This window comes from Bacteroides acidifaciens (genome assembly GCF_024623065.1).
Lineage (GTDB): Bacteria > Bacteroidota > Bacteroidia > Bacteroidales > Bacteroidaceae > Bacteroides > Bacteroides acidifaciens.
The window spans coordinates 1-14,849 of the sequence record NZ_JANJZR010000035.1; the positions used below are offsets into that span (position 1 = coordinate 1).

The 14,849-nt window shown below is 44.2% G+C and carries 13 protein-coding genes; 6 read left to right on the forward strand and 7 right to left on the reverse strand.

Going from position 1 to position 14,849, the window contains the following annotated elements:
* Positions 1-101 precede the first annotated feature (101 nt).
* The gene (gene phoR, locus NSB03_RS11600) at positions 102-1,883 is read right to left on the reverse strand and encodes a two-component system sensor histidine kinase PhoR (protein WP_024987323.1); all 1,782 of its coding nucleotides are present in this window, start codon (positions 1,881-1,883) and stop codon (positions 102-104) included.
* 9 nt (positions 1,884-1,892) lie between these two features.
* Positions 1,893-2,582 (reverse strand): two-component system response regulator PhoB, encoded by a 690-nt coding sequence (phoB, locus tag NSB03_RS11605; protein ID WP_024987322.1) that lies wholly within the window; start codon positions 2,580-2,582, stop codon positions 1,893-1,895.
* Positions 2,583-2,824: 242 nt separating this feature from the next.
* On the opposite strand from phoB, the gene NSB03_RS11610 reads away from it, so the two are divergent.
* From NSB03_RS11610 to NSB03_RS11625, 4 genes are all read left to right on the forward strand, one after another.
* Positions 2,825-4,018: a hypothetical protein gene (locus NSB03_RS11610; protein ID WP_024987321.1), complete on the forward strand. Its 1,194-nt coding sequence runs from the start codon at positions 2,825-2,827 to the stop codon at positions 4,016-4,018.
* Between the two features lie 71 nt (positions 4,019-4,089).
* Positions 4,090-4,896, forward strand: coding sequence for a DUF3805 domain-containing protein (locus NSB03_RS11615; protein WP_024987320.1), 807 nt, complete (start codon positions 4,090-4,092; stop codon positions 4,894-4,896).
* Between the two features lie 27 nt (positions 4,897-4,923).
* Positions 4,924-6,792 (forward strand): ABC-F family ATP-binding cassette domain-containing protein, encoded by a 1,869-nt coding sequence (locus NSB03_RS11620; protein WP_024987319.1) that lies wholly within the window; start codon positions 4,924-4,926, stop codon positions 6,790-6,792.
* Between the two features lie 154 nt (positions 6,793-6,946).
* Positions 6,947-7,786, forward strand: coding sequence for a histidinol-phosphatase (locus NSB03_RS11625; protein WP_257466403.1), 840 nt, complete (start codon positions 6,947-6,949; stop codon positions 7,784-7,786).
* A gap of 16 nt (positions 7,787-7,802) precedes the next feature.
* On the opposite strand, the gene NSB03_RS11630 is transcribed toward NSB03_RS11625, so the two are convergent.
* From NSB03_RS11630 to NSB03_RS11645, 4 genes are all read right to left on the reverse strand, one after another.
* The gene (locus NSB03_RS11630; RefSeq protein WP_257466404.1) at positions 7,803-7,964 is read right to left on the reverse strand and encodes a hypothetical protein; all 162 of its coding nucleotides are present in this window, start codon (positions 7,962-7,964) and stop codon (positions 7,803-7,805) included.
* Between the two features lie 104 nt (positions 7,965-8,068).
* The gene (locus NSB03_RS11635) at positions 8,069-9,196 is read right to left on the reverse strand and encodes a type II toxin-antitoxin system HipA family toxin (RefSeq protein ID WP_257466405.1); all 1,128 of its coding nucleotides are present in this window, start codon (positions 9,194-9,196) and stop codon (positions 8,069-8,071) included.
* The gene (locus NSB03_RS11640; protein WP_024987318.1) at positions 9,180-9,506 is read right to left on the reverse strand and encodes a helix-turn-helix domain-containing protein; all 327 of its coding nucleotides are present in this window, start codon (positions 9,504-9,506) and stop codon (positions 9,180-9,182) included. The genes NSB03_RS11635 and NSB03_RS11640 overlap by 17 nt, the downstream gene beginning before the upstream one ends.
* A gap of 220 nt (positions 9,507-9,726) precedes the next feature.
* Entirely contained in the window at positions 9,727-10,962 is a 1,236-nt protein-coding gene (locus NSB03_RS11645) for a fucose isomerase (protein WP_024987317.1), read from the reverse strand.
* A gap of 181 nt (positions 10,963-11,143) precedes the next feature.
* Here NSB03_RS11645 and NSB03_RS11650 point away from each other — a divergent pair, with 181 nt between their 5' ends.
* Both NSB03_RS11650 and NSB03_RS11655 read left to right on the forward strand, forming a co-directional pair.
* Entirely contained in the window at positions 11,144-12,343 is a 1,200-nt protein-coding gene (locus NSB03_RS11650) for a pyridoxal phosphate-dependent aminotransferase (RefSeq protein WP_024987316.1), read from the forward strand.
* 30 nt (positions 12,344-12,373) lie between these two features.
* On the forward strand, positions 12,374-13,618 hold the full coding sequence (locus NSB03_RS11655) for an ABC transporter permease (RefSeq protein WP_024987315.1): 1,245 nt from the start codon (positions 12,374-12,376) through the stop codon (positions 13,616-13,618).
* 36 nt (positions 13,619-13,654) lie between these two features.
* Here the strand turns inward: NSB03_RS11655 and NSB03_RS11660 are convergent, their stop codons facing one another.
* Entirely contained in the window at positions 13,655-14,827 is a 1,173-nt protein-coding gene (locus NSB03_RS11660) for a glycosyltransferase (protein ID WP_024987314.1), read from the reverse strand.
* Positions 14,828-14,849: the final 22 nt, after the last annotated feature.

The window sequence follows — 14,849 nt, forward strand, 5'->3', positions numbered from 1 at the left end:
GAGACTATGTGACGAATAAAAACTGGTCGGTAAAGCCTATCTAACATAATCTCAGGAAAATTTAAACAGGCTCTTAAAAGAACCTTACCTCTTGAAAAATCTTATTTCTCCTTTGCCAGTGTAAAAACAAACTCCAGTCCGCCGCCCTGATTATTTTTGGCAGAGATGATGCCGCCATGGATAATCACTGCATTCTTCACGATAGCTAGTCCCAGACCCGTTCCGCCTAACTTCCGTGAGCGACCTTTGTCTACCCGGTAGAAGCGTTCGAAGAGACGGTTCAGATGTTCGGGTGACACACCTACGCCCGTATCGGCAAAGCTGAAATAGTAGTAACTTTCATCTTCACGGAAACAGTTGATATTAATCTGAATGTTTGTGCCTGCATATGCAATGGCATTATCCATCAGATTACGGAAAATAGAATAAATCAGGGAATAATTTCCTTTGACCTGTATGCTCTTCTTTAAAGAATTAACCACCGTGATATGCTTCTCGTCTAGTTCCAGTGAAACTTCGTTGATGATATTTCCTACCAGTACACTGATATCCACCCGTTCCATATCAATCATGTTGGCAGCCTCATCCATGCGGGTAAGTACGGAAATATCACGCAACAAGCGGCTCAACCGATTGCTTTGCGCATAGCAGCGTTCGAGGAATACATTAACCTTTTCGCGCGGTATATTCTCGTTATTGACGATAGTCTCCAAGTATCCTTGAATACTGCTGACAGGCGTTTTCAACTCATGCGCGATGTTCTGTGTCAACTGCCGTTTCAGATTCACTTGTTCCTCTTCCTGGGTGACATCATTGATTGAAATCTCAAAGCTTGCATCTTGGAAGATGATACACTCGACGATAAACGTGCGTCCGTTCTTGTTGATGGTGATAGACATTCGCTTCTCGTCTTTTCCTCTTGAACGCTGTTGCTGATTCTTATTTATAAAATGTATAATCTCTTTCAGTTCGCTGATGGCAAAGACCTCTTCCGTAGTTTCCAGGTTAGAGTCGGAAATCAGGTTGCTGTATTGGGTAAAGAGATTGTTGACAAGAATCTCCTTTTTGTCTTTTGTAAATACTCCCAGTCCTTCGTGCGAAATCTGAAGATGGGTAATCAGTTTCTCGCGTTCGATATAGAGAGCTTCTTTCGTTTCGTGCAGCCGCTTGTAGATTTGGATGATATGCTGCGATATTTCTCCCAGCTCATTATGCGGGAAAGCCGATTGCATCGTCATCTCGATAGGTTCGTTCCGGTCGGCACGCATGGCAAACTCCCGAAGTTGGCTGATGGAAGTCCCCAGTTTGTTCGTGAATTTGTAGAAGATAATCATCAGCAGCAAAGTTACGATTACGGTAAACCATAAGTAATGCGGGTCTGCTTGCAGATTATTGATAAGGCTTACATTATAAGGTAATGCCGAACGGAGAATATAATCTTTATAACGTGTAGCCGAATAAAAATAAGGAACTCCGGTTGTTTCGGAAGTACGGCGCACGTCATACCCGTTTCCGTGTTTAAGCGCCTTCTGCACTTCAGGACGGTTCAGATGGTTTTCCATCTGTTCGTCATGGTTCGGATAACTGTCGTAAACCACATTTCCATCCAGGTCGATGAGGGTAACACGCAAGTCTTCCAGAATATGATTATTGATATAATCGTTGATAATCCCGTCGTCAAGCGGTTGTTCATCCATCCGCTCGTAGAGACGGCTGTTGTAATCCTGCAATTTGGTATTCAGCAGTTCTACTTTATACTCCCGTTCACGTTGGTACTGGTATGCAATGAAGCAGATGACGAATACCAGAAATAACGAGATAACCGAAAGGAAAAGCTTCCGGCTGAAAGAAAGGAAATGTCTTTGAGTTACAGGCAGGTTCATGATAAATAGTTATTCAGTTTCAAAACAGTATCCGTATCCGAGACGTGTGACAATGCATTTGCCGTACACTCCTATCTTTTTGCGCAAACGGGTGATGTTCACGTCGATAGTGCGGTCCAGTACATACACTTCGTCGCTCCAGATACGTGCCAGAATATCTTCACGCGAGAATACGCGTCCTTTATTCTGTACCAATAGAAGCAGAATTTCAAATTCTTTTTTGGTCAATGACACTTCTTCGTCGTCGATACTCGCTTTCTTCTTGGTGATGTCGATGACAAGTGTCTGGTAAGTAAGCCGTTCGGGTGCTCTTTCCGTTTCCGTTGTCGCCGTACGTCTCAGTACGGCTTTCACACGGGCTATGACTTCGCGTAGAGAGAAAGGCTTCGAGATATAATCGTCCGCGCCCAGGTTGAATCCTGTTATGGTATCGTTTTCAGTATCTTTTGCCGTGATGAAGATGATAGGCACTTTGGCTGTTTTCTTGTCTTTCTTCAGCATGTTCGCCATTTTGAATCCGGAGATTTCTCCCATCATCACATCGAGGAGAATTAAATGGTAGCTGCTGATGTCCATCTTCAGTGCTTCTTCGGCAGAGTTTGCGGTATCTACCTCATAACCTTCGTTCTCAAGATTGAATTTCAGAATCTCGCAGAGGTCTTCTTCATCGTCGACAACTAAAATACGGGTTTCATTCATAAGATGTATCTAATTAATGTGATATGACAAAGTTACGTTTTTATTTTATTCGATGCAAAGATGAGAAGGCTTTGTTACGGTCAGATGAAACAGATGTTACAATCGCGTTACATTTCTTGGTTTATGGGAATTGATATGGAATATGGAAGTTTTTATGGATTGTAAGAGGAAAAAACGCCTGCTATTTGTTATCTTTGTTAGCGAGAAATGATAGAAATGTTTGATAATAGAAACTACAAACGATGATAAAAATTGACTTGAAACGGCATAAGCGCGAAGTAATAGGTGCGGTTATCGTACTGTTGCTCCTGCTTGGCGGTGTGTCCGTCTTTAAATATACCTCTTTCAATACAGGCTTTGAGATAACAGATGATTTGGGTGGAAACATCTTTCCCTCGGCTATTCTATCCGTAGCCACTACCGATGCACAAGTTATCATACCTTCGGATTCCACCTATTTAGGAAATCCGAAATCATGTATTGCTGTCCGCTTGAAATCAAAGACAGCATACAGCCGTGTACGCATTGAAGTGGCCGAAACTCCTTTTTTTTCCCGCTCCGTATCGGAGTTTGTATTGAACAAACCGCGTACGGAGTATACGGTTTATCCGGATATAATATGGGATTACGAAGCGTTGAAGAACAACGTGCAAGCCGAGCCGGTAAGCGTTGCCGTGACCGTCGAGATGAACGGGAAGGACTTGGGACAACGGGTACGTACTTTCTCTGTTCGCAGTATCAATGAATGTCTGCTGGGTTATGTGGCGAACGGAACCAGGTTTCACGATACAAGCATCTTCTTTGCCGCCTATGTCAATGAAGAGAATCCGATGATTGACCAATTGCTCCGCGAAGCATTGAATACCCGTATTGTCAATCGTTTCCTTGGCTATCAGAGCAAGGCTAAAGGAATGGTAGACAGGCAGGTGTATGCACTTTGGAATATTTTGCAGAAACGCAAGTTCCGTTATAGCTCCGTTTCCAATACCAGCCTTTCAAGCAATGTCGTATTCTCGCAGCGTGTCCGTACGTTTGACGATGCGTTGGAATCCTCGCAAATCAACTGTGTGGACGGTAGTGTATTGTTCGCGTCCTTGCTTCGCGCCATTAATATCGACCCTATCCTTGTGCGTACACCGGGACATATGTTTGTGGGTTACTACACGGATAATTCGCATACCGACAAGAACTTTTTGGAGACAACGATGATTGGTGATGTTGACCTGGACGATTTCTTCCCCGACGAACAACTGGACTCCACAATGGTCGGCAAGTCGCAGAACGAAATGTCATTGCTTACCTTCGAGAAATCCAAACAATATGCCAATAAGAAGTACAAAGAGAATGAAGAAGGCATCCATTCCGGCAAGCTGAACTATATGTTTTTGGAAATTTCCAAAGAGGTGCGCAGGAAAATACAGCCGATAGGTAAATAGTTTCTTATCTATCTTCATGCAATTTCCCTATTTTATTGTATTTTTGCCAAGTAATCATTTAATGAAAAAGGATGCAAGGCAAGAAATTTATCTCCCCCGGAGCATGGTTTTCCATGAACTATCCATCGGACTGGAATGAGTTTGAAGATGGCGAAGGCTCTTTTCTTTTCTATAATCCCGATGTATGGTCGGGCAACTTCCGTATTTCCGCATTTAAAGGCAAGGCCGGTTATGGCAAAGACGCCATCCGCCAGGAACTGAGTGAGAACGATTCGGCTTCATTGGTAAAAGTTGGAACGTTGGAATGTGCGTACAGCAAAGAAATGTTTCAAGAAGAAGGAACCTATTATACTTCCCATGTCTGGATTACAGGCATTGACAATATTGCTTTTGAATGTTCCTTCACCGTCCCTAAGGGCGGAAGCGTGCAAGAAGCTGAAGATATAATCAAGACTTTGGAGATACGCAAAGAAGGGGAGAAGTATCCTGCCGAACTGATACCTGTCCGTCTTTCGGAGATTTTCCAGATTAATGAAGGATACGAATGGGTGGTATCTACCGTAAAACAAGAATTGAAAAAAGATTTTCAGGGCATAGAAGAAGACCTCGAAAAACTTCAGCAAGTGATTGATAGCGGTAAGATTGGCTCGAAAAAGAAAGAAGAATGGTTGGCAATCGGCATCACAGTCTGTATAATTTTGACGAATGAAGTGGAAGGTATGGAATGGAAAACATTGGTTGATGGCAACCGTGAAGCCCCTGTGCTCCAATATGAAGACCGGATTATCGACCCGATGAAACTGGCATGGAGCAAAGTAAAGGCAGGAGGACCTTGTAATGTCATTGAAGAGTATAAATCCGTGATTATTAATCACTAACTACTAACCGACTAATCACTAAATTACGTGGCTGTACCTTATTTACAGATAGATAACCTGACCAAGTCCTTCGGCGACTTGGTTCTTTTTGAAAATATATCTTTGGGCATTGCCGAAGGTCAGCGTGTAGGGCTGATAGCGAAGAACGGCAGCGGCAAAACCACCTTGTTGAATATCATCGCCGGAAAAGAAGGTTATGATAGCGGCAGCATTGTTTTCCGTCGCGATCTTCGTGTAGATTACTTGGAACAAGACCCGCAATACCCCGAAGAGTTGACCGTGCTCGAAGCCTGTTTCCATCATGGCAACAGCACCATAGAACTTATAAAGGAGTACGAACGTTGCATGGCAACCGAAGGGTATCCGGGACTGGAAGACCTTTTGGCGCGTATGGACCAGGAGAAAGCCTGGGAATACGAACAGAAAGCCAAGCAAATCCTTTCGCAACTCAAAATCCGTAACTTCGACCAGAAGGTGAAGCAACTGTCCGGCGGACAGTTGAAACGTGTCGCCCTAGCCAACGCCTTGATTACCGAACCGGAACTCCTGATTCTCGATGAGCCCACCAACCACCTCGATCTTGATATGACCGAATGGCTCGAAGACTACCTGCGCCGTACCAACCTCAGCCTGCTGATGGTGACCCATGACCGCTACTTCCTCGACCGTGTCTGCTCGGAAATCATCGAAATAGACAATCAGCAAGTCTACCAATATAAAGGTAATTATAGTTATTATCTTGAGAAACGCCAGGAACGTATCGAAGCTAAAAGCGTAGAAATAGAACGTGCCAACAACCTTTACCGTACGGAACTCGACTGGATGCGTCGGATGCCGCAAGCACGCGGACACAAAGCCCGTTACCGGGAAGAGGCTTTCTATGAACTGGAAAAAGTGGCAAAACAGCGTTTCAATAACGATAACGTAAAACTGGAAGTAAAGGCATCCTATATCGGCAGCAAGATATTCGAAGCCGACCATCTGTACAAGAGTTTCGGCGACCTGAAAATTCTGGAAGACTTCTCTTATATCTTCTCCCGCTATGAGAAGATGGGAATCGTAGGAAACAACGGAACCGGAAAATCGACTTTCATCAAGATACTAATGGGGCAAGTACAACCCGATAGCGGCACAGTGGACATCGGCGAAACGGTCCGCTTCGGCTATTACTCGCAAGACGGGCTTCAGTTTGACGAACAGATGAAAGTGATTGACGTCATTCAGGACATTGCCGAGGTAATTGAACTGGGTAATGGAAAGAAACTGACTGCTTCGCAATTCTTGCAGCATTTCCTGTTTACTCCCGAAACGCAGCATAGCTATGTCTACAAACTGAGTGGGGGAGAGCGCCGCCGTCTTTACCTGTGCACCATCTTGATGCGTAATCCAAACTTCCTGGTGCTTGACGAACCTACCAACGACCTTGATATTATCACATTGAATGTGCTCGAAGAATATCTTCGGAACTTCAAAGGCTGCGTCATCGTCGTTTCCCACGACCGTTACTTTATGGACAAGGTAGTAGACCACCTGATGGTGTTCAACGGACAGGGAGATATCCGCGATTTCCCCGGAAATTACAGTGACTACCGCGACTGGAAAGACGCGAAAGCTCAAAAAGAGAAAGAAGCCGAAAAACCGCAGGAAGAAAAGACAGCCCGTGTCCGCCTGAATGACAAGCGGAAGATGAGTTTCAAGGAAAAGCGCGAATTCGAACAACTGGAAAAGGAGATAGCCGACTTGGAAGCGGAAAAAGCCCGGATTGAAGAACTCCTTTGCAGCGGCACGCTCTCCGTTGACGAACTGACCGGGAAATCGAAACGCCTGCCCGAAGTAAATGACTTGATTGATGAGAAAACAATGCGCTGGCTGGAACTTAGCGAAATAGAAGGTTGAACCGTGCCGCTATATTGGCACGCTTGTGCCTGTATAGTGGCATCGCAGTGCCTATATAGTGGCACAGTTATGCCAATTCGTTGGCACAAACATAGTTCGGTATATTGCTGTGGCAACCTGATAATGATAATAACCCTGATAACATAATCTTTATATGACGAACCTAACCAATTACCATAGCCATTGTCTGTATTGTGACGGACGAGCCAATATGGAAGACTTTATACGTTTTGCCATTAGTGAAGGCTTTACTTCCTATGGCATCTCTTCCCATGCCCCGCTGCCGTTTTCCACTGCATGGACTATGGAATGGGACAGGATGGACGACTATCTTTCCGAATTCTTCCGTCTCAGAAAGAAATACGCGGATAAGATAGAGCTTGCCATCGGTCTTGAAATAGATTATCTGAACGAAGACAGCAATCCCGCTTCATCCCGTTTCCGGGAACTGCCGCTCGATTACCGGATAGGCTCCGTGCATATGCTATATTCCCCGGAAGGTAAGATTGTCGACATTGACACTCCGGCAGCTCATTTCCGTGAATTGGTTGATGCACATTTTGATGGCGACCTTGATTCCGTTGTCCGCCTTTATTATAAGAACCTGCTTCGTATGGTCGAATTGGGCGGATTTGATATTGTCGGTCATGCGGACAAGATGCATTACAATGCTTCCTGCTACCGTCCCGGATTACTGGACGAACCGTGGTATGACGCTTTAGTCCGTGATTATTTCTCAGCGATAGCCCGTCATGGATATATTGTCGAAATCAACACCAAGGCTTATCACGAATTAGGCACATTCTATCCCAATGAACGTTATTTCACCTTGTTGAAAGACTTGGGTATCCGCGTACAAGTGAATAGTGATGCCCACTATCCCGAAAGAATAAACAATGCTCGTCCCGAAGGCTTGGCAGCTTTGAAGAAAGCAGGCTTCACGTCGGTGGTGGAGTGGCATGGCGGAAAGTGGGAAGATAGAGGCATACTGTAGATAACATGTTTTTCGTCTACATATCTTCCAATGAATAGCCTTTGTATTCTATGTGGTATCTTTTTAATTCACTGATTACCTTTTTTGCCTTTTCTTCAAGTACAGGGATGGAGATTTTAGTATGGTTGATTTTTACTTCTGCTATTGTGGCAACTCGTTCGATGCGATTTACTGCCACAATATCTATTTCATTTCCGCCCAGAGCTGGATGATTGCTTTGTTATATCCATACTTTACTGCTGCTTCGTTTATGTTTATCCATTTCGACATGATGCTTCTTTTCTACGGTTTTCTTACATTGGAAATAGCATCTTTATAATCTTTAGATAAGATTTCATCACACTGGTCTGCTACTTGTCTGATAATTGATAATCCTTTTTTCTTAGGAATACGGATGCTTTCTCCAACTACTAACATATCTTCAATTGTCGGTTTTCCGTGGTTATTGACGGACGTAGCGTGTTCGCCGTTATATCCGGAACATAAAGTAAGGTCGTAGGCGGGAGCCAAGTGCCATTTGTTTCTTTTATAGATGAAACTGAAATTCTTGGCATGGTCATCCTTGTTGTCTGTCAAGATGTTGAAAACCATACGTCGAAACATTTCGTCTACTTGAAGAGGGTCTTGTGTGAGGAATCCGGTAAGGTGTAACAGGGTTTTATAATCTAATCTTGGCTGCAGAATAGATTCATTCAAGAGTGCTCTGGCAGTTGCAATGTGGATGCGTTGTCCTGCTTCTATATCAAAACGTTTGGTGGCAAAATATTTATCATCCAGCAGCTTGAAATCAGATACGTTAATTCCGCACTGGCGTGCTATCTCATTATATCGGTACTCCATTAGCCCCATATCTTTAGGGTCGTAAGTATGCCTGAATTTCACCAACCACGAACCTTCGGTATCATGGAAAAGGCATTTCGGACGACAGCCACCTGAGTTGCCGCTGTTGAAGTAGAGTATATCTTCGTCTTTATCCGATTTTTCAGACAATACGTCCAATGCCATTTGTTGAAGGTCATCCAAATCTGGGAGTGACTTTTCTCCTCCGATATAAGTCTCGGGGATATAGCATAATGCTCCCATACCCGAACAACCAATAATGCTTAACCGCTGAATAGGGGTTAAATCCATATCGTTCACTCCTTGCTTTTTTAATAGGCGATTCAGTAAGTAGCGACCATATCCATCGGGGAGACTGTCCTCGAAGATGCCGAAATTACCCCAAAAAGGTTCGGGTTGAGCAATAAATAAATCGGGCTTTAAAGGTAACTCTAACGGAGAGATGGAGAAGCCGTTTGCCAACCATTCTTTATCATATTGGAAGGCGCAAAGACGGTTGTCGGGAGTCATGGTTAACTCTCCCACGGTCTGTTCGTGGTAAGTTACCGTTAGCTTATTTATCAATTTCATTACGCCCTCTCTTTCTGTTTTTGTTTCGGTTAATAGTATCCAACTCTTCCATAGTGTTATAAAGTGGCTCTGCTAGCAGCCCTTTGATGGCTTTAGAATAGCCTAATGCTTTTGCCAGCGCCACGTACGAAGCCAAAGATATGGTATGCTTTTGTTCGAACTTTGCGATTGTTGGCACAGGAACTCCGCTCAATATGGATAAAGCATCCCTTGACAGACCTTTTTCTAATCGGCGTTGTTGAAGATTTTGCGCTAATATAGTCAGCAATTCTTCCGGGGTATCTATGTCGAAATTGTAAAGCAAAGGCATATTATTGTATCTGTTAATTTTGTTTTATGCTATTATCGAATATTATTATATCTGATACAAAGATAATCTTGCTGTTTGAGTTTTCCAAATAAATCAGATGCTATTTAGCAATTTGCAGGGTATGATATGGGTATTAGGCTTAACTATTTGATTATAAACTCTGCCACATTTTTGTATTTCCCTCTATAATACTTAAAAGTAATACAAAAATGTGGCAAGTTTATTCGGTTCGTTTGCAGGCATTTGCCAGGAAGAACTCGTTCAATGCATCTTCATAGTTTCCATGAACCAGAATATGGTGATTGCCCAATGGATTCTTCAGGAAGTATTCAGCCGGAGTATTCATGCGGATGCGTACTTGTGTACGGCACATATTGATATAATTCGTATTTTCGGATAATGTCCCGGTAGACAGATAATATTCGTCCAGACATTCGCCGCCGCACTTTATGATAGTAACGTCTCCTGTCGGGAGCAATCCCTGGATGGCAATTCCTTTTTCCGTTTCGAAATGATTGCGGATAATATACCTTTCCGTTTGTTTGAGCCCGATGGTACAGTGAGCCAATATAAGTTCGTTGGTACGTGCATTAATCATGGAAGGGTTTGCCATGAATCCGTCTTTTCCGGTCAGTGACTTCACGGCGAGCAGGGTGAATATGGATTGAAGGTCACCTTCGCAGCCCGCCATTATTCCATCGTCGTTTAGCAAGGACAATGCCAGACAGCCGGTAGTGTCGATTTGCTCAATCAGTCTGAAGCAACTCAATGTCAGTGCTTCCAGTTTCTCTTCCTCGCATACCTTCTTGATAGCTCGGTATAGCCGCATCGCTTTGATGATATCTTCGGGAGTTCCCTCGCGGCAGGCAAGAGCTTGCGAAGCGACTGCGGCACAGGAAGCACCTACCTGTTCATCCGTGATTTGTTGAAAATGTTCATAAATCCGTTCCAACGGAATGTCTATGTATTCGATACCCCAACGGCGTTTTGCCAGCAGATAGTCAACATTACTGGCAACCAGCCAGGATGAAGGAGTTCCGATGACTCCGATACGTTTGCCGAATAAGGAACGTTGTGCTCGGAAATTATTATAAAGTGTATGGATACGCAAGATGATAGCTGGTAGTTCACCATGTAGAATCTCACTTTTCATTCCACGTCCTCGCAACCATGTGGAGATTTCCAATGCGGCAGCAAGAGAGTTTTGCATGCCGTCTGCCAATAAAATGGCAGGGCGGGGAAGGCGTTCGAAATGTTGTATGACCAGTCTTTCCACCCCACCAGTAGCAATAAAAATGATTTTGAAATCATCACTACTCAGCTTGTCCATATCTTGATAATCAACAAACTTTACGGTATAATATTTTTCAATTTCGCTTAAAATAGCTTCGTGTGAGCTACGTAGCGAAACTTGTTTGTGAAGGATTGAGGCGAATGAGATAAGGTGTATGGTCATTATGATATTGTTTTAAGTTTTCTGTGTTACAAATGTATAGCTTTCTTTTCATAAAACCATAACGATTTTAACCTTGCTAAGGTTTTTAAAGTTTTTATGTCTCTGTATTCAAATTATTGCGTACATTTGCAGCTCCAAGTAGATAAAGTAAATAGTAATTAAGTAATTTGTAGTTAAAATTATGCCAACTATATCCATTCGCGGAAATGAGATGCCTGCATCTCCTATCAGAAAACTGGCTCCTTTGGCAGACGCTGCCAAGCAACGCGGAGTCCATGTATTTCACCTGAACATCGGACAGCCTGACCTGCCCACTCCTCAGGCCGCGATTGACGCGATACGCAACATTGACCGCAAGGTGCTGGAGTACAGCCCCAGCGCAGGTTACCGTAGCTATCGCGAAAAACTGGTAGGATATTATGCAAAGTTCAATATCAACCTGACGGCAGACGATATAATCATTACATCGGGTGGTTCGGAAGCGGTATTGTTTTCTTTCCTTTCCTGCCTGAATCCGGGGGACGAGATTATTGTTCCGGAACCGGCTTATGCCAACTATATGGCATTCGCCATCTCTGCCGGAGCGAAGATTCGCACTATTGCCACGACTATCGAAGAGGGTTTCTCACTTCCGAAAGTGGAGAAATTTGAAGAGCTGATAAATGAACGCACCAAAGCGATACTGATTTGCAATCCGAATAACCCGACCGGTTATCTGTACACCCGTCGCGAGATGAATCAGATTCGTGACTTGGTGAAGAAGTATGATTTGTTCCTTTTCTCTGACGAAGTATATCGTGAGTTTATCTATACCGGTTCTCCTTATATCTCTGCCTGCCATTTGGAAGGCATCGAGAATAATGTGGTACTGATTGATTCCGTTTCGAAACGTTATTCGGAATGTGGAATCCGTATCGGTGCGCTGATTACCAAGAACAAAGAGATACGTGACGCTGTTATGAAGTTCTGCCAGGCTCGTCTGAGTCCCCCTTTGATTGGACAGATTGCTGCTGAGGCTTCATTGGATGCTCCGGAAGAGTATTCGCGCGAGACGTATGATGAGTACGTGGAACGTCGTAAATGCCTGATTGACGGCTTGAACCGTATTCCGGGTGTTTATTCTCCAATTCCGATGGGCGCTTTCTATACAGTGGCAAAACTTCCGGTAGATGATTCGGACAAGTTCTGTGCCTGGTGCCTTTCGGACTTCGAATACGAAGGACAGACGGTATTCATGGCTCCGGCTTCCGGTTTCTATACGACTCCGGGTTCCGGCATCAACGAAGTCCGTATCGCTTACGTGTTGAAGAAAGAAGATTTAACCCGTGCGCTTTTTGTCTTGCAGAAGGCTTTGGAAGCGTATCCGGGAAGAGTGGATTAATCTTAATCACTAACCGTTAATCACTAGAAATTGTCTCTGTCACTTTTCATAGCCCGGCGTATCTATCGTGAAAGCGATGGCGGAAAGCAGGTGTCACGTCCTGCGGTCCTCATTGCCATGGCGGGTATTGCTATCGGGCTGGCTGTGATGATTATTGCTGTGGCGGTGGTCATCGGGTTTAAAAGTGAAGTACGGAATAAAGTCATTGGATTCGGTTCGCATATCCAGATTACCAATCTGGATGCGGCGAGTTCTTATGAGACTCATCCGGTTATGGTAGGGGATAGCATGATGGCAGCCCTTGCCGCCTATCCTGAAATAAGCCATGTGCAGCGTTTTTCTACTAAACTGGGCATGATTAAGACGGATGATGCTTTTCAGGGCATGGTGCTGAAAGGTGTCGGTCCGGAATTTGACCCTCGTTTCATGCAAGAGTATCTGCTGGAAGGCGAGATTCCCGTTTTCAGTGATTCGGTTTCCAGCAATCAAGTGCTTATCTCCAAGGCTTTGGCTACGAAGATGAAGTTGAAACTGGGAGATAAGATATATACTTATTATATACAAGACGATGTCCGTGCGCGTCGGTTGACTATTGCCGGAATTTATCAGACAAATTTCTCCGAATACGATAACCTCTTTTTATTGACTGACTTGAATCTGGTGAACCGCTTGAACGGCTGGAAACCGGAGCAGGTGACCGGGGTGGAACTTCAAGTGAAGGATTATGATAAGCTCGAAGATACAACGTATGAAATAGCGGTCGATACTGATAACCAACAGGATGAACTGGGGGGCGTGTATTATGTGCGTAACATCGAACAGTTGAATCCCCAGATATTCGCATGGCTTGATTTGTTGGACTTGAATGTGTGGGTGATTCTGATTCTGATGGTAGGCGTTGCCGGCTTTACTATGATTTCCGGGCTGCTGATTATCATTATCGAACGCACGAATATGATTGGTATCCTGAAGGCTTTGGGAGCGAATAACTTTACGATTCGCAAGACCTTCCTCTGGTTTGCTGTTTTCCTGATAGGCAAAGGCATGCTTTGGGGAAATGTTATCGGGCTGGCGTTCTGTATCCTGCAAGCCCAGTTCGGTATTTTCAGGCTCGACCCGGAGACGTATTATGTAGATACTGTCCCGGTTTCTTTCAATATCCTGCTTTTCCTTCTGATTAATATCGGTACATTACTGGCTGCCGTCTTGATGCTGATAGGTCCCTCGTTCCTGATTACCAAAATCAATCCGGCTAGCTCTATGAGATACGAATAACTTTCTAATCTGAGTCTTTGGGGATGCTTTCTTAATTTATCTTCTCATAAAATCCCCTTTGCCACGGAAGAAACGGCACAGCTTGAATTTTAATGATTGCATTGGTTGGAGAATATCGAATACAGGTAATGAGAAATAATACTTCCTGTTGCCACCCATTTCTTTGGCCGTCTGATTGATGATAATGGCTTGCACGGTGTAGCGAATCAGCCAAAGCAACAACGCAATGCCTGCTGCTAACCATTGGAAGTTGAGGATGCCGAATACGATACCAGTGATGCAGGCAACGTAGAATAACAAGCGTGAAAAGGTTTCAAAGCCTAATAAGTAACGTTGTGCTCCGCGGTAAAAGTGTGAGGTGGCTACATAACTGACTTTTTCTTCTTTCCAGTCTTTATAACGGTAAACGGGTTGTATCCGCATGGTTGCGTTGAAGTCCGTTTCTACGCGGGTATTGGAGTTGTTTCCCGTCTGGTTGACGAAGAGGTCATCTTCTCCACGTTGAAGGTTCAGGTATTTGGAATACCCTTTCTGTTTGAAGAATAATTCTTTGCGGTAAGCCATATTGCGTCCGATGCCCATGTATGGTTTTCCGGCCAAGGCGAAGCCCAGGTAACGTAATGATTGGAAAAAGGTGTCGAATGCGACACGTTTGTGCAACCAGCCTTTGGTGCGGTCGTAGCCACTGTATCCCAATACGATTTGAGTTTGCGAAGTGAAGTTGCGTGCCATCAGTTTCAGCCATTGGTTGCTTGCGGGCAGGCAGTTTGTCTCCGTGAACACGAGCCAGTCGTGTTTGCTGGCCTTGATGCCTAAGGTCAGAGCCAGTTTCTTATGGCTGATATAACGTGCGCTGTCCGGTGTGAAGCTGTGGTAGAGATGAGGATATTTCTCTTCCATATATCCCAGTACATCTTCTGTCTCGTCGGTGGAAGCGTCATTGATGACAATGACTTCAAACTGTGGGTAATCCTGTTCCAAGATAGCCGGAAGGACTTTGCGCAGGTTATCAGCTTCGTTGCGTGCACAAATGATAACGGAAAGTGGCGGTAATTCCCGAGTGAAGTGAGTTTCTTCTTTACGTACTGCTTTGTTGCGTAGATGTATCCGGTTGTATAATCCCAGATAGTAAATAAGCTGAATGATAAAAAGAATCCCTGCCGCTGATAACACAATCAGTTCGACAGGATTGAATGTAAATGCTTCCATGAATTATAGTGTCGTTTTTACG

Bases quoted from the DNA above. Each gene is read 5' to 3' on its own strand.
- phoR (WP_024987323.1), bottom strand. From the start codon at position 1,883: ATGAACCTGCCTGTAACTCAAAGACATTTCCTTTCTTTCAGCCGGAAG.
- phoB (WP_024987322.1), bottom strand. From the start codon at position 2,582: ATGAATGAAACCCGTATTTTAGTTGTCGACGATGAAGAAGACCTCTGC.
- NSB03_RS11610 (WP_024987321.1), top strand. From the start codon at position 2,825: ATGATAAAAATTGACTTGAAACGGCATAAGCGCGAAGTAATAGGTGCG.
- NSB03_RS11615 (WP_024987320.1), top strand. From the start codon at position 4,090: ATGCAAGGCAAGAAATTTATCTCCCCCGGAGCATGGTTTTCCATGAAC.
- NSB03_RS11625 (WP_257466403.1), top strand. From the start codon at position 6,947: ATGACGAACCTAACCAATTACCATAGCCATTGTCTGTATTGTGACGGA.
- NSB03_RS11635 (WP_257466405.1), bottom strand. From the start codon at position 9,196: ATGAAATTGATAAATAAGCTAACGGTAACTTACCACGAACAGACCGTG.
- NSB03_RS11640 (WP_024987318.1), bottom strand. From the start codon at position 9,506: ATGCCTTTGCTTTACAATTTCGACATAGATACCCCGGAAGAATTGCTG.
- NSB03_RS11645 (WP_024987317.1), bottom strand. From the start codon at position 10,962: ATGACCATACACCTTATCTCATTCGCCTCAATCCTTCACAAACAAGTT.
- NSB03_RS11650 (WP_024987316.1), top strand. From the start codon at position 11,144: ATGCCAACTATATCCATTCGCGGAAATGAGATGCCTGCATCTCCTATC.
- NSB03_RS11660 (WP_024987314.1), bottom strand. From the start codon at position 14,827: ATGGAAGCATTTACATTCAATCCTGTCGAACTGATTGTGTTATCAGCG.